The organism is Marinomonas mediterranea MMB-1 (genome assembly GCF_000192865.1).
Classification (GTDB): Bacteria; Pseudomonadota; Gammaproteobacteria; order Pseudomonadales; family Marinomonadaceae; genus Marinomonas; species Marinomonas mediterranea.
The window spans coordinates 1875263-1893291 of sequence record NC_015276.1; the positions used below are offsets into that span (position 1 = coordinate 1875263).

16 protein-coding genes are annotated in these 18029 nt (G+C 44.5%); 14 read left to right on the forward strand and 2 right to left on the reverse strand.

All coding sequences use genetic code 11. The annotated features are described in order from the left end of the window. The first annotated feature begins 14 nt into the window (after positions 1-14). The gene (gene purU, locus MARME_RS08545) at positions 15-881 is read left to right on the forward strand and encodes a formyltetrahydrofolate deformylase (RefSeq protein WP_013660853.1); all 867 of its coding nucleotides are present in this window, start codon (positions 15-17) and stop codon (positions 879-881) included. A 201-nt stretch (positions 882-1082) separates the two neighbouring features. After that, positions 1083-2459 (forward strand): L-serine ammonia-lyase, encoded by a 1377-nt coding sequence (locus tag MARME_RS08550; RefSeq protein WP_013660854.1) that lies wholly within the window; start codon positions 1083-1085, stop codon positions 2457-2459. A gap of 74 nt (positions 2460-2533) precedes the next feature. On the opposite strand, the gene MARME_RS08555 is transcribed toward MARME_RS08550, so the two are convergent. After that, entirely contained in the window at positions 2534-3016 is a 483-nt protein-coding gene (locus tag MARME_RS08555) for a DUF2059 domain-containing protein (RefSeq protein ID WP_013660855.1), read from the reverse strand. 228 nt (positions 3017-3244) lie between these two features. Here MARME_RS08555 and MARME_RS08560 point away from each other — a divergent pair, with 228 nt between their 5' ends. The 10 genes from MARME_RS08560 (at position 3245) to MARME_RS08605 (ending at position 15024) form a co-directional block, all read left to right on the forward strand. Continuing rightward, the gene (locus tag MARME_RS08560) at positions 3245-4222 is read left to right on the forward strand and encodes a dipeptidase (protein WP_013660856.1); all 978 of its coding nucleotides are present in this window, start codon (positions 3245-3247) and stop codon (positions 4220-4222) included. A 66-nt stretch (positions 4223-4288) separates the two neighbouring features. After that, positions 4289-4819, forward strand: a complete 531-nt coding sequence (locus MARME_RS08565; RefSeq protein ID WP_013660857.1) for a DUF5943 domain-containing protein — start codon at positions 4289-4291, stop codon at positions 4817-4819. A gap of 338 nt (positions 4820-5157) precedes the next feature. Then, positions 5158-7221 (forward strand): dimethylglycine demethylation protein DgcA, encoded by a 2064-nt coding sequence (gene dgcA, locus MARME_RS08570; RefSeq protein ID WP_013660858.1) that lies wholly within the window; start codon positions 5158-5160, stop codon positions 7219-7221. Positions 7222-7354: 133 nt separating this feature from the next. Continuing rightward, positions 7355-9280 carry a (Fe-S)-binding protein gene (locus tag MARME_RS08575; protein ID WP_013660859.1) on the forward strand — a complete coding sequence of 642 codons (1926 nt, stop codon included), beginning with the start codon at positions 7355-7357 and terminating at the stop codon, positions 9278-9280. Then, positions 9280-10578 (forward strand): electron transfer flavoprotein subunit alpha, encoded by a 1299-nt coding sequence (gene etfA / locus MARME_RS08580; RefSeq protein ID WP_013660860.1) that lies wholly within the window; start codon positions 9280-9282, stop codon positions 10576-10578. The genes MARME_RS08575 and etfA overlap by 1 nt, the downstream gene beginning before the upstream one ends. Next, the gene (gene etfB, locus MARME_RS08585; protein ID WP_013660861.1) at positions 10568-11338 is read left to right on the forward strand and encodes an electron transfer flavoprotein subunit beta; all 771 of its coding nucleotides are present in this window, start codon (positions 10568-10570) and stop codon (positions 11336-11338) included. Before etfA ends, etfB begins: the two co-directional genes overlap by 11 nt. Positions 11339-11542: 204 nt before the next feature. Further along, positions 11543-11779 carry a hypothetical protein gene (locus MARME_RS08590; protein ID WP_013660862.1) on the forward strand — a complete coding sequence of 79 codons (237 nt, stop codon included), beginning with the start codon at positions 11543-11545 and terminating at the stop codon, positions 11777-11779. Positions 11780-12465: 686 nt separating this feature from the next. Beyond that, a complete protein-coding gene (gene fliD / locus MARME_RS08595; RefSeq protein WP_013660863.1) occupies positions 12466-13854 on the forward strand; it encodes a flagellar filament capping protein FliD in 1389 nt (462 codons plus the stop codon). A gap of 2 nt (positions 13855-13856) precedes the next feature. Next, the gene (locus MARME_RS08600) at positions 13857-14225 is read left to right on the forward strand and encodes a hypothetical protein (protein ID WP_013660864.1); all 369 of its coding nucleotides are present in this window, start codon (positions 13857-13859) and stop codon (positions 14223-14225) included. 178 nt (positions 14226-14403) lie between these two features. After that, on the forward strand, positions 14404-15024 hold the full coding sequence (locus MARME_RS08605; protein ID WP_013660865.1) for a phosphoadenosine phosphosulfate reductase domain-containing protein: 621 nt from the start codon (positions 14404-14406) through the stop codon (positions 15022-15024). A gap of 57 nt (positions 15025-15081) precedes the next feature. Here MARME_RS08605 and MARME_RS08610 read toward each other — a convergent pair whose 3' ends face one another. After that, positions 15082-15489: an acetyl-CoA C-acetyltransferase gene (locus MARME_RS08610; RefSeq protein WP_041647834.1), complete on the reverse strand. Its 408-nt coding sequence runs from the start codon at positions 15487-15489 to the stop codon at positions 15082-15084. 169 nt (positions 15490-15658) lie between these two features. Between MARME_RS08610 and MARME_RS08615 the strand changes: the two genes are divergently transcribed. Together MARME_RS08615 and MARME_RS08620 are read left to right on the forward strand one after the other, a co-directional pair. Next, positions 15659-16537: a glycoside hydrolase domain-containing protein gene (locus MARME_RS08615; protein ID WP_190273426.1), complete on the forward strand. Its 879-nt coding sequence runs from the start codon at positions 15659-15661 to the stop codon at positions 16535-16537. Positions 16538-16540: 3 nt separating this feature from the next. Continuing rightward, on the forward strand, positions 16541-17809 hold the full coding sequence (locus MARME_RS08620) for a winged helix-turn-helix domain-containing protein (RefSeq protein WP_013660867.1): 1269 nt from the start codon (positions 16541-16543) through the stop codon (positions 17807-17809). Positions 17810-18029: the final 220 nt, after the last annotated feature.

An 18029-nucleotide genomic window follows, 5' to 3' on the forward strand; every position in this document is an offset into this window, starting at 1 on the left:
GAAAGAGAATACCTATGAAATCGACAAAAAAACCATGGATTTTTACCGCCAAATGCCCAAGTATTCTTGGAACGGTTGATGTGGTAACCCGCTATATGGCGGAATCAGGAAACTACGTTTCAGAGATCCATTCGTTTGATGATTACGAATCAGACCAATTTTTTATCCGTATTGAATTTATTCCAAATGGTGACGCTTTTAGCGAAGACGTGTTTGCAGCGGATTTTCAGGCTAGAGCAGATGAATTTAACATGGAGTGGGCGTTAACACCTCCAGATCATAAGCCTCGTGTCGCGATTCTGGTATCGAAATACGACCATTGTTTAAATGACTTGTTGTACCGATACCGTACTGGTCAGTTGAATATTGAAGTGCCCGTGATTATCTCAAACCACCCTGACCTCAAGGATTTAGCTGATTGGCATGGTATTCCTTATTATCATTTGCCTATTAGCGCAGAAACAAAGCCTCAACAAGAAGCTCAAGTAAAAGAGCTGATCGAAAAGTACGACGCTGAGCTGGTTGTGCTTGCGCGTTATATGCAAGTTTTGTCTCCCGATATGTGCCAGTACCTAGATGGTAAAGCCATTAATATTCATCACTCACTATTGCCAGGTTTTAAAGGTGCTAGGCCGTACCATCAAGCGTGGGAAAAGGGTGTGAAAATGGTTGGTGCGACGGCTCACTACGTGAATAACGACTTGGATGAGGGGCCAATTATCGCTCAAGGAATACAAACGGTAGATCACGCACATTATCCGGAAGATTTGGTCGCCAAAGGGCAAGATGTGGAACGCGTAACCTTGTTTAATGCAGTTAAGTATCATGTTGAAAAGCGTGTGTTTTTAAATGGCAGTCGTACCGTAGTATTCGGTCGATAACTAAGTAAGGCATCTAAGGTTGAGTAATGTTAGATGCCTTGTATAGACAATTTTTTAGAGAGTTGTCTAAACTTTAACTACTTGAAGCTATTATAATTTCTATGCTATTCAACCTAACTAATTTAATTGACATAGGTTAATTGTTGTATTCCAGACACTTTGCTCTAGAATACACAAAATTTTGTATGTTCTGGAGGCAAAATGTCCATCAGTGTTTTTGACTTGTTTAAAATTGGTATTGGTCCGTCAAGCTCGCATACTGTGGGGCCGATGCAAGCAGCGGCAGACTTTAGAGAAGCGCTATCCGAATCGGATTTGGCAAATGTTGCACGAGTCAAAGTAGAACTGTTTGGCTCTCTGAGCGCGACAGGGAAGGGACATGCGACCGACAGTGCGATTATTCTAGGTTTAATGGGAGAACGTCCCAGCACCATTAATCCCGAGATTGTCGATTCAACCGTCGCTGAATTAAAATCGACAAATCGATTAAAATTTGTGGATCAACGCGCGATCGAATTTATCTGGGATCGCGACATGTGCTTTCTTGAGGAAGTGCTTCCTTATCATCCGAATGCCATGTCTATTTCAGCGTTTGACATAAATGGCACGACACTCCATTCAAATACTTACTATTCAATCGGTGGCGGCTTTGTCATTGATGAAAGCCATGCGCACGAAGACGCCTACGTGGTTCCACAAGTTGCTGTCCCATATGATTTTAGCTCTGCCAAAGAGCTGCTCGCGTTGTGTGAAGAGCATAATATGCGTCTTAGCGAGCTGATGATGGCGAATGAGAAAACATGGCGAACAGAAGCTGAGATTCGTGATGGTCTGATGGATATTTGGGCAGCGATGAAGGAGTGCATTGCAAACGGCCTGCATAAAGAAGGTGTATTGCCGGGTGGTCTAAATGTTAGGCGACGTGCAATGAGCTTGCATAAATCGCTTATCAAAGCGACGCGCCCTAACATAATCAGCTCCACGCTTTCTGCGATGGATTGGGTGAATCTGTATGCATTGGCTGTTAACGAAGAAAATGCAGGTGGCGGTCGTATGGTCACTGCACCAACGAACGGCGCGGCGGGTATTATCCCCGCAGTTCTTATGTATTTTATGGAATTCACCGACAAAGTAGGCGAAGAAGACGTAGTAGACTTTCTTCTCGCTGCTGCCGCAATCGGCGTGCTTTGTAAGAAGAATGCGTCTATTTCCGGTGCAGAAGTAGGTTGTCAGGGCGAAGTTGGCTCTGCCTGTGCCATGGCCGCAGCAGGTTTATGTGATGTGCTTGGGGGTACGCCAATGCAAGTCGAAAACGCCGCAGAAATTGGGCTTGAACATAACTTAGGATTAACCTGTGATCCGGTTGGTGGTTTGGTGCAAGTGCCTTGTATCGAACGCAACGCCATTGCCGCCATGAAAGCCATTAACGCCACGCAAATGGCCTTAAGAGGCGATGGCGATCACTTTATATCCTTAGACAAGGTGATCAAAACCATGCGCGATACGGGACGCGACATGCAAGATAAATACAAAGAAACCTCACGTGGCGGTTTGGCTGTTAACGCGATTGAGTGTTGATCTTGGATTGTGTGTAATTTACGCAAGACGTACTAACTGTAGTAGTTTAACGTACGTCTTACGTAGAAAGTGTTTTATTTATCGTGAGCTTCAATAAAGGGGGTGAGCTTTTCAATTAAAAGGTGTTGTTTAGATTGACCTTCTTTTACACCTATTTGCATCGCGATACCCATAAGCTCGGGGGATTTTTCGGTAAACTTCATTCCCGCAGGAGTGCGATAGAAATCGGTAATAGATATTATTTCTTCTTCTGAGAAAGCTTGCGAGTATATAGATACAAGCTCATTGATTACTTTGGGGCGGTCGATGTCATTCTCAAACCAGTCTAAATAAATCGATAAAAGCTCGCTTTTTTCTTCTTGATTTAATTTTAATTGGATCGACAGTTGATCTATAGCGGGCATCATAGCCTCAAACCCGCCAGTCATCTGCTCTTCCATCTTAATTACCTTAAAAAACTCCTCGACGGATTCTTTACTTGCGGACGCTGCGTTCAAATGTAGTGAATTAACCGCAGTGAAGATTACGAACGCCGTATTTATGAACGTCTTTTTCATTACCACTCCTTGTGCTGTTCATATGTGTTTTTACTTAGCGAGACGAATCATATCAAAGAACAGGAGCTGATAGGGTGCTCTTTTAAGTTTATGCAGTCTTAGTGGCTATATTCACTGCACTTTTTCCTCGTCGGTTTTAGTACGCCTCAAGTCGCTAACAGCCCACTCTTTTTCCCGTCTAAAAATTACACTGAATTCATTGTTCTATGAACCACAAAGGATACGACGATGAATGCAGCTGACTTACATGATGAAGCAATAGTGATCGATGGCTTGATCTGTGCGAAATGGAACCGTGAGCTATTTGAAGATATGGCGAAAGGCAAACTGACGGCGGCAAATTGCACGGTGTCTTTCTGGGAAAACTTCGAAGGTACGGTTCGTAATGTTGTCGAAATGAATCAGCTTATTGAAGCAAATAGTGATTTGTTAACCAAGGTTTATACGACAAAAGACATTTATCGTGCCAAAGAAGAAGGTAAGACGGGTGTCATGATGGGCTTTCAAAATGCTCATGCTTTCGAAGATCAGATCGGTTATGTCCAAATCTTTAAAGACCTTGGCGTTGGAATTGTTCAAATGTGCTACAACACTCAGAACCTAGTTGGGACTGGGTGTTATGAGCGAGATGGCGGTTTATCAGGCTTTGGCCGTGAAATTGTGGCTGAGATGAACCGTGTGGGTATGCTATGTGATTTGTCTCACGTTGGGCCAAACACGGCAAAAGAAGTCATCATTGAATCGAAAAAGCCGGTCGCGTATTCCCATTGTCTTCCTTCTGGTTTGAAAGAACACCCAAGAAACCGCAGTGATGAAGAGCTTAAGTTTATCGCGGATAACGGTGGTTTTGTGGGTGTGACCATGTTCACTCCTTTCCTAAAGGCAGGAATCAACGCCACTATTGACGATTACGTCGAAGCCATTCAATACATTTATAACATCGTGGGTGAGGATGCCATTGGCATTGGTACTGACTTTACGCAGGGACACGGCCACGATTTCTTTGAATATCTAACACATGACAAAGGCTATGCCCGTCGTCTAACCCGTTTCGGTGAAATCATTAACCCTAAAGGCATTCGTACTGTAGGTGAGTTTCCTAATTTGACCGAAGCCTTGTTACGTCACGGTTTTTCTGAACGACAAGTTTGCAAAATTATGGGCGATAACTGGGTCAATCTCTTAAAAGAAGTGTGGGGCGAGTAAGTCTCCCTGCGCTTTATTATCACGTTTTAGACGATATACACATTTATAGAATTAAGGGTCACAACAATGAGTACACATGCACCAGAAATGCCAATTGAAGTAAATGATGAAACCGGTGTTTGGACAACAGATGCATTGCCTATGCTGTATGTTCCTCGCCACTTCTTTGTAAATAACCATATGGGAATTGAAGAAGAAATCGGTGCAGAGCGTTACGCAGATATTTTGTATAAAGCAGGTCATAAATCTGCATTTTACTGGTGTGAGAAAGAAGCAGAGCTGCATGGCTTCAAAGGCGAAGAGATTTGGCACCATTACCTAAAACGCCTTTCTCAGCGCGGCTGGGGGATCTTTGTTACAGAAGAGCTGGATGTCGAAAAAGGGACAGCGAAAGTTCGTTTAGAGAACTCTTGCTTCGTTTATCAGTATGGCAAAGTTAACCGTAAAGTTGACTACATGTTTACTGGCTGGTTTGCAGGTGCATTGGATCAGGTTGCGGGTAACTTAGGTTTCCCTGTACGTACTAAAGCAGTGCAGACGCAAAGTGGTGCCGAAGACGGTTGCGACGTGGGGTATTTTGAGGTGACACCTATTTAGTTAGGTTTTTCAAGACGTAGACCCCCTCCCAACCTCCCCCTTATAAAGGGGGAGGAGAAAAACAGATTGACTCTCCCAGTGCTAAGGGGAGAGAAACAGATAGACCCTCCCACTACTAAGGGGGGGAAATATAGGCAGAAGTATTTCCGTTTCCCTCCCCTTAATAAGGGGAGGGTTAGGGAGGGGTCGTAAGTAATAAGCAACGTCGATTGAGATTATCTTCAAACCAAGATACTCGCCGACTAATAAAGACGAAAGGCTTATCGGGCAGAACAGGCCTTTCTGATAAACCAGATATTTGAATCATTCTAAGTTTAAGTAAGTGGGAGTTCCGTACTATGTCCCAATTTGATGCGCTATTTCAGCCACTCAATATTAATAAACTCACTATTCGTAACCGTATCGTGAGTACAGCACACGCTGAAGTTTATGCAACTGACGGTGGTATGACCACGGACCGCTACGTAAAATACTATGAAGAAAAGGCCAAAGGTGGCTGCGGCTTATGTATCTGTGGTGGATCGAGCGTGGTTTCTATAGACAGCCCTCAAAGTTGGTGGGCGTCTGTCAATCTGTCAACAGATCGAATTATTCCTCATTTCCAAAACCTTGCCGATGCGGTTCATAAGCACGGTGGCAAGATCATGATTCAAATCACCCATATGGGTCGTCGTTCACGCTGGGACGGTGAAAACTGGCCTAACCTAATGTCTCCTTCTGGTATTCGTGAGCCCGTTCACCGTGCGACTTGTAAAACGATTGAAGTAGAAGAAATTTGGCGAGTTATTGGTGATTTCGTTCAGGCTGCGCGCCGTGCGAAAGAAGGTGGGTTAGACGGTGTAGAGTTGTCTGCTGTTCACCAACATATGATTGACCAATTTTGGTCTCCTCGTGTGAACAAACGTACCGATGAGTGGGGCGGCACATTTGAAGGTCGAATGAAGTTTGGTATGGAAGTACTGAAAGCCGTCCGCGAAGAAGTCGGGCCAGATTTTGCTGTTGGTCTGCGTATTACGGGCGATGAGTTCCATCCAGATGGCCTTAATCATGACGACATGAAACAGATTGCTCAATACTACGATGCGACTGGAATGGTTGACTATTTTGGTGTTGTGGGTTCAGGGTGTGATACGCACAATACGCTAGCAAACGTTATTCCGAATATGAGCTATCCGCCAGAGCCGTTCTTACATTTAGCGGCTGGTATTAAAGAAGTCGTAAGTGTTCCTGTTATTCATGCGCAAAACATCAAAGATCCAAATCAGGCTAAGCGTATTGTTGAGGCTGGTTACGTGGATTTTGTTGGGATGACTCGTGCACACATTGCAGACCCACACTTTATTGCAAAAATCAAAATGGATCAGGTTGATCAAATACGCCAATGTGTTGGTGCTAACTATTGTATCGACCGTCAATACCAAGGCTTAGACGTGTTGTGTATTCAAAACGCAGCGACTTCTCGTGAGTATATGGGTCTTCCACATATTATTGAAAAAACGGAAGGGCCAATTCGCAATATCGTTGTAATCGGTGGTGGCCCTGGTGGGATGGAAGCAGCTCGTGTAGCCGCTGAACGAGGTCATAAAGTCACTCTGATTGAAAAAGCCGAAGAATTGGGTGGACAGGTTACGCTTGCATCGAAAGCACCTCAACGAGATCAAATTGCAGGCATCACTCGCTGGTTAGCGATGGAGCTTGATCGTCTGGGTGTGGATGTTCGATTGGGAACGTCTGCCGACGAAGCACTTATTCGTGAGTTCAATCCTGATGTATGTATATTGGCAACGGGTGGAATCCCATTTTTAGAACAGAACCCAGAGTGGGGGGCTGAAGAAGGTCTCGTCGTATCTTCTTGGGATATTCTAAGCGGTGCGGTTGAACCCGGCAAAAATGTACTGATTTACGATACGATCTGTGAATTCTCAGGCATGTCAGCAGCGGATTATTTGGCTGCGAAAGGTTCGCTTGTCGAATTGGTAACGGATGATATCAAACCCGGTGTAGGGATTGGTGGAACGACGTTCCCAACGTATTACCGTTCTTTGTACGAAAAAGAAGTGATCATGACGTCTGACATGATCTTAGACAAAGTGTATCGCGAAGGCGAAAGCTTAGTCGCAGTGCTTGAGAATGAGTACACCGGCCAAAAAGAAGAGCGCGTTGTCGATCAAATTGTGGTTGAAAACGGCACTCGTCCAAACGAAGCGCTCTACTACGCATTGAAAGCAGAGTCTGTAAACAAAGGTCAGATTGATGTTGAAGCGTTATTTGACATCAAGCCACAGCCAATTCTTTCAGAAGCAGCGGATGGCATGATTTTGTGGCGTTTGGGTGATTGTGTTTCTCAACGTAATACCCATGCAGCTATGTACGATGCGTTGAGATTGTGTAAAGACTTATAGCGTTATTCTCCCCCCTCCTGTTTTTAAAGAGAGGGGAGAAAGCGCTTTATGATGCACGATGGCTCGATCTGATGTTCCCTCTCTTTTAACGGCGGGAACACGTACAAAACCTGCTATGTTAATGGGGTAGGAAATGATTTTTGACTGGTTACCTTCTGTTTTAATTGCAATCGTGTTGATGTTGGCAGTCGTAGGGGCGGTACGCAGAATTTCTCTTTGGCGTGCTGGTCAGCCTTCACCCGTGAATATTATCGCGGGTTTAATGGCAATGCCGAAACGTTATTTGCACGACCTCCATCATGTGGTTGAGCGTGACAAATACATGTCCAGAACCCACGTCGCGACAGGTGGCGGTTTTGTTTTAGCGATGGCGCTGGTCATTTTAGTCCACCTATTTGGTGTCGACAGTAAAATACTGGCTTGGGCGCTTTTGGCTGCGTTAGTGATGATGTTCACGGGCGCTATTTTTGTTTTCAAGCGTCGTCGTAACCCGCCGTCTCGTTTGTCTAAAGGCCCTTGGATGCGCCTTCCTAAGAGCTTGATGACGTTTGCCGTTACCTTTTTTGTATTGACACTTCCTGCCGCTGGTATCTTGCCTGATGGCACAGGGAACGTCTTATTGACACTGGTTTTGTCCGCGTTAATTCTTATAAGCCTTGGTGAAATGCTGTTTGGTATGACATGGGGTGGACCTATGAAACACGCATTCGCTGGTGCTTTACATTTAGCATTTCACCGTCGTCAGGAGCGATTTGGTGGCGGGCGATCAACCGGACTAAAACCTGCTGAATTAGGCGTCGAAGTTCACGGTGTTTCTAAACCAACCGATTTTAAATGGAACCAGCTTTTGGGCTTCGATGCCTGCGTTCAATGTGGTCGTTGTGAAGCCATGTGTCCGGCGTTTGCAGCTGGGCAACCGCTTAATCCGAAGAAATTGATTCAGGACATGGTCGTAGGGCTAGCAGGCGGAACAGATGCCAATTACGCAGGTTCACATTACCCAGATCCTCAAGGTAAAGGTCGTGAACCTGGCAGCGCGAAAGGGTCGCCAACCGAAGTAATTACGGCTGGGCTTGTCGATGCCGAAACGCTGTGGTCCTGTACTACGTGTCGTGCTTGTGTCGAAGAGTGTCCAATGATGATTGAGCATGTTGATGCCATTGTCGACATGCGCCGTTTTCTCACGATGGAAAAAGGTGAAACCCCTAATAAGGGTGCAGAAGTGCTCGATAACATCATCGCAACAGACAATCCAAACGGTTATGCGCCGGGCAGCCGTACAAACTGGGCGGCGGATCAAAACCTAAATGTCATGCGAGACGTGAAAAAAGCAGAGGTTCTATTTTGGGTTTCTGATGGCGCGTTCGATATGCGTAGCCAGCGTATATTGCGTTCATTTGTGAAGTTACTGAAAGCCGCGAATGTTGATGTTGCGATTTTGGGAGATGAAGAACGAGACAGTGGTGATGTTGCCCGTAGACTCGGTGATGATGCAACGTTCCAAAACTTAGCGAAACGCAATCTTCAGACCTTGTCTCAGTACGAATTTAAGACGATCGTAACCACCGACCCACACGCATTTCATTGCCTACGCAATGAATACGGGGATTTTGGATCGGATGCGCTTGATAATGTTGAAGTACTGCATCACACCACGTATCTAAATCGTTTGGTGCAAGATGGCAAATTGAAACTGGATACTTTTAAAGGTGGTACGGTTACTTATCACGATCCCTGTTACTTAGGTCGTTACAACGGTGAATATGAAGCGCCGAGAGAGTTGTTACGCTCAATGGGAATTGAGGTTGCCGAAATGGAGCGTTCAGGATTCCGTTCTCGCTGCTGTGGCGGTGGCGGTGGTGCACCCATTACCGATATTCCAGGTGAAAAGCGCATCGCGGACATGCGTGTAGAAGATGCGAAAGAAACACAGGCAGATTTAATTGCAGTAGGGTGCCAACAATGTACTGCAATGCTTGAAGGAGTCGTTGAGCCGAGACCTGAAATTCGCGATATTGCAGAAATACTGGTAGATCAATTGATAGAGGAGGTTCACTGATGAGCGACATTATTCGTCGAGACCCTCGTACGGAGTGGATTGCACGCAATCGTTTACATCCTTTACATGAGTCTGTAATCAATACAAACGCCGGAGAGGTGCGTGGGCCGACTGGATTACTTAGAAAGAACCCTCACAAGGTCGGATTTATTGGACCGAACGGTATCAAACGAATAGATCGACTTAAAGGCAACGGACAAGGTGCTGGCGCCGTTGGCAGAGGAAAATCAAGCGCTAACGAGCCTGTTCTTGCGTTGCATCAGATAGAAACACCTGATTTTTATATCATGGTGGCACCCGATCTAGTGGGTGGCAGATTAACAAGCCATGATAAAGACGTTCTTGGGTTGGCTCATAAGCTATGTAGAACGTATGAAGCGGATGAAAGAGATCAAGGGCGAAGTTCACAGGGTGCCGTTGTCGCTGTGTGTTTTGGCGAGATGAAAGAAGAGTCTTTGGATCTAGCGGGTGTAGACCGTCTGATTCACCTTCAAAATGATGTGTTTGAAGGCTTTGCTCCAGAAGCTCGCCTAGAAGCAGTCGCTCAAATTGAGCAAATGTATCAACCTAAGCATTGGCTATTTCCGGACAGTATCCACGGTGGAGCGGATCTTGGAAGCAGGCTTTCTGCCCGCTTGGGCGAACGTCCAGCCGTGCAAGCTTGGCAAGTAGACACACAAAATACTGTCTGCCGTGGTGCTTCATCTAGTATTGATATCACTCGGGTAACACCGCGTATTTTGCTGTTATTGGAAGAATGCGGTGATGCAATAGATGAAACTCGTCACGAAGCTAAAGCATTGGATGTCGATGCTGTCGAAGTGAGCGCAGTTAACATCGTCGATCACGGTTTAATGGATGTTGATCCAAATGCTATCCCTCTTGCTGAAGCAGAATTTATTCTCTCAGCAGGTAATGGTATTCACAACTGGGAGCAATTTCACGACGCTGCGAAGGCTTTGGGCGCGACTGAAGGCGCGAGCCGGGTCGCGGTTGATGATGGTTATATGCCAAGATTCAGACAGGTTGGTGCAACAGGAACATGGGTTACGGCTCGCGTTTACGTTGCTGTGGGGATTTCTGGCGCTATTCAGCATATGCAAGGCATTGGTCAATGCGACAAAGTCGTTGCGATTAACACAGACTCAGGATGCGACATGGTGAAACGTGCCGCTTTGAGTGTGATTGGTGATAGTGAAGAAATTCTCGAAGAATTAGTAAAAATTGTTCATGCCCATAAGGGGCAAGTCTCTCCTGAGGGAGAAACATTAGAAAAGGGGTCTGAGCATGCAGCCTAATGTAATCAGCCTTGTTTCGATTGGACGTCATCCTCAATCGGGAAGAGCTCGCCGCTCTGAACAGGATGCAAGAGCGTTGGAGCTCGGACTTAAACTGTCTGGCACTAATCTACGCGTTGCTCACGCGGGAAACCCTCAAGACGCTGTGTTGCGACAATACGCGGGAATGGGATTGAAAGAAATGACCGTTCTTAAGCAATCGGTCGAAGTGGATGTGATTCCTAGTCTTCGCCACTATATCGAGTCTCAGTCCGCTCAGATAGCGCTACTGGGTGTTCGCTCAGAAAGTGGCGAGTCGTCAGGGATGGTGCCTTATATCTTGGCGGAATCTCTGGGTTGGCCTATTGTGTCTCGTGTTGCTGATATTGTTTCTGTCGAAAACGGCATAGCGGAGGTATTACTCGCATTACCACGCGGTCAAAGACGTGCCGTATCAGTGAGATTGCCGTTTATTGCGACGGTCGACAATGCCGCTCCGGCTCCGCGTCAAACGGCGTATGGACCCGCTCAACGTGCAAAAATTGATGTCATTGACGTACCTGAAGTACAGGATGAACTTCGTGTTAACTGGAGTGAAGCACCCGCTAAACCTCGTCCAAAACGTTTGAAAGTCGTAAAGGCGAAAACCGCAGCAGAGCGTTTCAAGGCTGCGACGGCTAAAGCGCAAGGCGGTTCGGGTAAAGTGATGAGCGATGAAAGTGCGGAGGAAAAAGCACAAGCGATCTTTGATCTTCTAATAGAAGAAAAAGTAATTCGCTAGGGAAGGTGGCAACAAGTCCGCTGGCGTCAGTGTCTGGACAATTCTTAGTAAGTGATAACTCTTAATAAATGATACTTGTAGAACCGCCTGCTATTTATGCGGAGTAGCTTCTACCCTTACTGAACCGTTATTGTTTATACTAATGATTTATTGCACATACAGTGTGAATGCACAGTGCGAATATTCGATTAGAGAAATAAGATTATGATGATTGTTGATTTAGTCGACGAAGTTGACTTTAAAGAAATGCTAAAAAACAGTGGCGTGCCAATCACTGACGATATGTCGCTTGAGCAGGTACAGCTTGAGACGATCCAGTGGAAAGCGCAGTCTGAGGCGTTTTCCATCAAGTTAAATGCCTTAATCTCAGAGCTTAGCGACGACCAAATTACCGTGCTTCCCGATGTTCAGAATGTCATAGACTATCTCAAAACACATTAAGTTATTCTGTTATGTCTTTTATCTGAAGTTTGGTGCTTGAGTGTATTCAAGTATCAAATTTCGAATCCTTTTTTTACTTTTTTCAACATACTTTCTATTTCTTCACTCTATTTGAGGAAGGTATGAACAAGTCCACTGGCTTCAGCGTGTGGATAACGCTTCTTTATTCGAGGCAAGTGTCTGGAGACAAATGTCGCTGTCCAATATTGAGCATATTGGCAAGAAAGTTAACAAAGAATTAAAGAAAGCTTAGCCCTCGCTCGGCAACTGCTCCTGCGTTGCCCTAATGACCTACATCCATGTAGGCCTCCTTTGGGTCTTTCAGAGAAACAGCCTATCTTCGTTAAGAGTGATTGAAAGGTATTAACATTCCTGCTCACTCTCGCCTTAATAAGCTGTTTCTCTGATAAGACTGAAGCTCATAAGACTTATTCGTACCTTCCTTAATCTTTGTCGTCTCCGAATTTTAAGCAGAATGTCGTCTTTAATACGCCTTTATAGGTCTGCTTTTTCTCACCTATCGTTTCTTTTCGAAAAGCTGACAATAAAGTGTCAATAGTTTTTCAATACGCTTACAGAGTGCGGTCTTGAGCACTTTCCATGCTGGCCGATAATAATAGTATGGATTCATGCGTGTCATACGGGTGTGAATTGACAATCGAGTGTGGCCAGTAGGAGAGATTAATATGACAGTATCATCATTGGGCGTAGGTTCAGGTTTAGACCTACAAACCTTGTTAGAAAACATGGTCAGTGTTCAAAGAGATACTAAAGTGGACGCTTACGAAGACAGAATTAGCGACTATGAATCTCAAGTGTCTGCATACGGGGCGATCAAATCAGCCCTAGAGACGTTTCAAGATTCTGTAGAAACGTTGAATGATGAAGAGCTGTTTACTGGAAGAACGGCCACTACTACGCAGCCAGATTCTGGTGACATTGTTTCGGTGACCGCCGATGAAGATGCATCGAATGGTGCGTATAACATTTCTGTTTCTCAGCTTGCTCAGGGAAGCCGAAGTGTCTCTGCAGATGGACTGTTCTCTTCTAGTGATGATGTTGTATCGTCTACAGGTGGAGATTTGACTTTCACCGCAGGGGACGAAACCTTTACTGTGACAGTGGAAGCAGGGACGACACTTGCTGAATTGAGAGAGCAAATTAATGACGCGGATGAGAATTTTGGTGTATCGGCGAACCTTGTCGATGATGGCAACGGAAACGTTTTCTTAACGCTAAGTTCTGATGTGACCGGCGATGGTAATGATCTTGTCGTTACCAATACCGATGAGTCGTTAGACAGTGTTTCGTCTGTTGCGACAGGTACAGGGAGCGCGGGGTTGTCTATTGCGTCGGGAGAAGGGGCACAAGATGCCATTATCAATGTTGATGGTATTACTATCAATAGCGATACTAATTCGTTCGAAGACGCAGTGTCAGGTCTTACTATTAAGGCGCTGGCTGTCTCAGAGGAAGACTCTGATGGGGAGCTCGAAACCGCTACGTCAGTCATTGATTACGATACAGATTCAGTTCAGGAAACCTTAGAGAGTTTTGTATCATCTTACAACTCGTTAATGTCTACGTTCGATTCTTACACAGATACGGATGCTATTCTAAATGGCAGTAGCTTAGTGCGAGGCCTGGAAAGTCAATTAAATGCGGATTTGATGACGACGTTTTTGGATGCTGGTGACTTAACGTCAATCTTTGATATTGGAATTGAAATGGATGACGATGGTACGTTGTCACTCGACTCGACGGCTTTTAGTGAGGCGATGGAAGACAGCTATGACGATGTCGTCACCTTGTTCACTGGCGACGATGGGCTAGCGAACATCATGGACGAATACTTGGACAGTTATACGGGATCCAGTGGTTTAATGAAGGATTTAAGTGATGCGGCACAAGAGGCAGCAGACGACACAGAGGAAGATTTGGAAAATTTCGAATATCGAATGGATCAATACGAAGAGCAATTAACGGAAAAGTTTTCTAACTTAGATGTGCTGTTAGCAAGCCTAAATAATAGTGGTACTGCGTTGCTTGAAAGCTTAAGTTCATTGAGTTCGTAGTTTTGACTAGCCACCCTAATGTCGACGAAAAAAAGTTAGTAGGTAAAAAAATAGAGTTTGATTCAAACTCTATTGAACGGCTCAATGATGCGTTGCATACAATGATTGAGCAGAGCGACGTTAAATCAATACTTGAATTAGACCAATATATTAGACAGTTTGATTTTCGAGCATTGAGTACTGATCAGTTGAAAGCCAATCATTCGCTTCTGCTTCAGTTTGCCCAAAATATCCGAAGAGCGGAGTCTATTGTTGAATTAGAGCGTCAAAAAGTGAGCGCAGAGCTTTCGGATGCGAAACATAATCGTTCGAAGGTAAAGCACAATATTACGAAAATGAATCAGTATCATAAGGTCAGAGGCTTTGATTAATTTTTTGTGTTCTATGCTCACAAACTAAGGCGCCTTTTCTAAGCGCTCTTTCAAGGCAAAGCTCATACAATCGATTCGAATTTTCTTATTCAAATTAAGTCTTTAAATAACGCCTTAACGGATTTGTATTTGTAGATACAAACTTTTAGTATGCTCCCATTAAAGATGGAGTGTCATTATGATCGATATTGAAAAAGCAAACGCAGAATTAGAAGGTGCAACCCCTCAAGCAATTATTGAGTGGGCACTAGGACAGGCGAACAAGCCGATTGTTACGACAAACTTTGGCCCTCATGAAGCGGTTATCTTGCACATGGCGACTCAAGTTAATCCTAACATCCCAGTTATCTGGATTGATTCGGGCTACAACGTTCGTGATACGTATAAAGTAGCAGAAGAAATTATAGAAAAACTAAACCTGAACCTTGAAGTTTACACGCCAAAGGTGAGTGCAGCTCGACGCGACGCCGCTCTTGGAGGTATCCCAAGTGTTGACGACGAAGCGCATGCTGAGTTTACCGAACAATTTAAACTTGAGCCTTTCCGCCGTGCGATGGCAGATCAAGCGCCTGATATTTGGTTGACGGCGGTTCGCAGTGAGCAAACTGAATTCCGTAAAGACATGAGTGTTGTAGAAACAGGGCCTAATGGTGTTGTTAAAGTTGCGCCAGTCTTGCATTGGAAAGAAGCTGACATGATGACGTATCTAGAAGAAAATGGTCTGCCTACACCAGATCATTATTTTGACCCGACTAAAGCTCAATTTGGTCGCGAATGTGGTCTGCATACTAAGCTTTAACCCTTACCTACCAAGGCTTAAACGAGAATAGACAGTTCGACTCAAAAAGGCGATACATCATTGTATCGCCTTTTTTGTCTGTCTCCGATACATTTCGTGAATTAACGATACCACTATTCGACATACAGACCCTGTCAACGTACAGAGTGCAATGCCGCCTCCATTAGCGTTAACGATACATTCGTCGATGCCAAGTTCCTTGATTACAATTGTAGATTGACCTGCTAATGCTTCGTTAATTTCTGCTAATTCTACTTGTTGAATATTCCAGTCTGCGAGTTTAAGAGCTTTCTTTGTTGCGCTAATTGGACCAAGTCTCATATTCATTGGTTCTAAAGCATAGGACGCATAAGAAGCGATTCGTACAATTGACTCTAATTTTGTGTCTAATGATGCTTGTCTAGTAGCAATTAAAACGGCTTGGTCGACTAAAATACTGGTTTGAAGGAAAGTACAGAACACCATCACAAATCTTATGAAACCACGTCATTGTCTGTGGGAATCATTTTTTAAAGTAATGATATTTTATTGCTAATGCCCTCTAACGAACCAAATATTGACTATGGTAAGTAAGGGATCGGAATTGTTTCCGATGGACGATAGTGGGAAAGAGAGTTGTGATGGAGAGTTTCAAATGAATATTATCGATACACCATGGAATACGTCGGATAAGTTGGCTAAGTTATCTTCGTTAGGTATCACCACCATTATTCGATATTACAATTTTAGTAATTCTAGAACTTTGCCAGAAAAACGGCTTGAACTGGCAGAAGCTCAGCATATTTGTGCGAACGGTATGAAGCTTGCGGTTGTATTTCAACAGCTGCAAAACAAGGTCTCGTGTTTTAGCTTTCAAAAGGGGGTTGCGGCAGGGAAACGTGCGTTCAGCTATGCGAGAGACGATATTGGTCAGCCTGAAGGATCTGCCATCTATTTCGCTGTCGATTTCGACGCAAGTCATGAGGAGATCGAAGCGAATATCATACCGTATTTCAAAGGAATTAAAGAGGGATTTGACACCGTCAGTGGCGATGAGCCTCAGTACAAAATTGGTGTGTATGGTTCAGGGCTCGTCAGTAATAGTCTCACGGAAAAAGGGTTAGTTGAGTTTATTTGGCTGTCTATGTCACGTGGTTTTAGAGGAACCAAGCAAGCGTTTGCCGCTGGAGTGTACAACCTGTGCCAACAAGCGCCAGCTGTCTCTCAATTTGGTTTGAGCTTTGACTATGATGTGGTCAATCCAGAGGTGAGTGATTTTGGAAGTTTTACGATAGAGGACGATGAAAGCCAAGCGTTGGGGGCAGGGAAAAACGAATCGCGCTATCGTGTTATTGCGCGAAGCGGCTTGCGTCTTAGAGAAGGCCCAGGTACTGGTTTCGATATTATTGGAGGGATGAGCCGCGGCCAGATTGTCTATGTAAAAGAGATAAAGGAAGGCTGGGCATCCATTGATTTGGAAGGAGATGGACACTTAGATGGGTTTGCATCTGCCGCATTCTTAGAGCAAACTTGAGGAATGGCGAATCCTGTTTTAAGTCAAAACGTAACTAAAAAAGTAGGTAGCAAAGTAAGTGAAAAATGGAGCAAGAGAGACAGCCAACGTCTTCGGCGGCTCGTTTTAACATCGCAAGGGTTACTGCACACTCAGCCGTTTGGTCGTGGGCTGAGTGGCGCATCCAATGCGATTAATCACCTTGGTTACTTACAAATAGACTCGATCTCCGTTGTAGAACGAGCACATAACCATGTGCTTTTTTCCAGAGTACCGAATTTTAATGCAGAGATGCTTAATCGTTTACTCTCTGAAAACGAAATTTTTGAATACTGGTCACACGCTGCGGCTTTCCTACCCATTGATGATTTTCGTTTTTCACTTCCCTATAAAAACGCAATAAAGAACGGACAAACTCATTGGTATAAACAGCCTGATCGTAAACTGATTGGGGAATTAGTTGAACGAATTCGCCTTGATGGCCCCATTCGTTCCCGTGACATTGAGGCAGATCAGAAGAAAAATGGTGCAGGATGGTGGGACTGGAAACCGGCTAAAAAAGCTCTAGAGCAGCTTTATATGGAAGGCGATTTAATGGTGAGTCGCCGCGATGGCTTTCAAAAAGTGTACGATTTGACAGAAAGAGTTCTTCCCGACTGGGTGGATAAAACGCCACCCAGTGTTGATGAATTTGCCGAACATCTGTTGGATCAACAGCTCAGAAGCCAAGGAATGGCTTCATTGAAGAGTGCGACTTACCTTCGTCGTAACCCCGAATTACGAAAGGCTATGAAGGCGATCATCGAAACGAAAACACACGATAAGACGTTGGAAAAATACGTTTTACCAAATGGCATGGAGTTTGTTGTTGGTGCAGGTGCCTTTGACCAACGAGCACCAAGAGTGCTTGATAGAGTTCAGATACTTTCGCCGTTTGACCCTGTGGTGATTCAACGAGACCGTTTACAAGGCGTTTTTCAATTTGACTATCAAATTGAATGTTATGTTCCAGAGGCGAAGCGCCAATACGGGTACTTCTGTTTGCCGTTATTGTACCAAGACCGCTTCATGGGACGGATGGACTGTAAGGTACATCGAAAGACGAAGCATCTGGAAATTAAAGTCTTGTTTCTAGAGCTGGACGGCATTGATTACGATCGGTTCTTAGCAGCATTCTCGCAGTCTATGATGGACTTCCGTACTTTTCAGCAATGCGACGACGTGTCGGTGAGCAAGGTTTTTCCTAAGCATTTAAAAAGTAAGGTTCATAACGCATTAGTTCATATGAACTAATGCGGCTGATCATTGGCAGAATATTTACAATTAATCTCTTTAACCAACATTTACTTACTTGTTTGGGCATTGGATTTAGTTGAATATTAAAGAAAGTGTCAGCGCGTTAACGGTGTTTTATAAATTACTAAATTGAGCGTCTTTTCGTTGAATGCCGTTCAAAATTCACGAGCGTAAACAGTCTATAAATCTGACTGATGGTTTTGTAAATTGCCCTTGT

Coding starts and splice junctions, on each gene's coding strand:
- purU (WP_013660853.1), top strand. CDS start 15: ATGAAATCGACAAAAAAACCATGGATTTTTACCGCCAAATGCCCAAGT.
- MARME_RS08550 (WP_013660854.1), top strand. CDS start 1,083: ATGTCCATCAGTGTTTTTGACTTGTTTAAAATTGGTATTGGTCCGTCA.
- MARME_RS08555 (WP_013660855.1), bottom strand. CDS start 3,016: ATGAAAAAGACGTTCATAAATACGGCGTTCGTAATCTTCACTGCGGTT.
- MARME_RS08560 (WP_013660856.1), top strand. CDS start 3,245: ATGAATGCAGCTGACTTACATGATGAAGCAATAGTGATCGATGGCTTG.
- MARME_RS08565 (WP_013660857.1), top strand. CDS start 4,289: ATGAGTACACATGCACCAGAAATGCCAATTGAAGTAAATGATGAAACC.
- dgcA (WP_013660858.1), top strand. CDS start 5,158: ATGTCCCAATTTGATGCGCTATTTCAGCCACTCAATATTAATAAACTC.
- MARME_RS08575 (WP_013660859.1), top strand. CDS start 7,355: ATGATTTTTGACTGGTTACCTTCTGTTTTAATTGCAATCGTGTTGATG.
- etfA (WP_013660860.1), top strand. CDS start 9,280: ATGAGCGACATTATTCGTCGAGACCCTCGTACGGAGTGGATTGCACGC.
- etfB (WP_013660861.1), top strand. CDS start 10,568: ATGCAGCCTAATGTAATCAGCCTTGTTTCGATTGGACGTCATCCTCAA.
- MARME_RS08590 (WP_013660862.1), top strand. CDS start 11,543: ATGATGATTGTTGATTTAGTCGACGAAGTTGACTTTAAAGAAATGCTA.
- fliD (WP_013660863.1), top strand. CDS start 12,466: ATGACAGTATCATCATTGGGCGTAGGTTCAGGTTTAGACCTACAAACC.
- MARME_RS08605 (WP_013660865.1), top strand. CDS start 14,404: ATGATCGATATTGAAAAAGCAAACGCAGAATTAGAAGGTGCAACCCCT.
- MARME_RS08610 (WP_041647834.1), bottom strand. CDS start 15,489: ATGGTGTTCTGTACTTTCCTTCAAACCAGTATTTTAGTCGACCAAGCC.
- MARME_RS08615 (WP_190273426.1), top strand. CDS start 15,659: ATGAATATTATCGATACACCATGGAATACGTCGGATAAGTTGGCTAAG.
- MARME_RS08620 (WP_013660867.1), top strand. CDS start 16,541: ATGGCGAATCCTGTTTTAAGTCAAAACGTAACTAAAAAAGTAGGTAGC.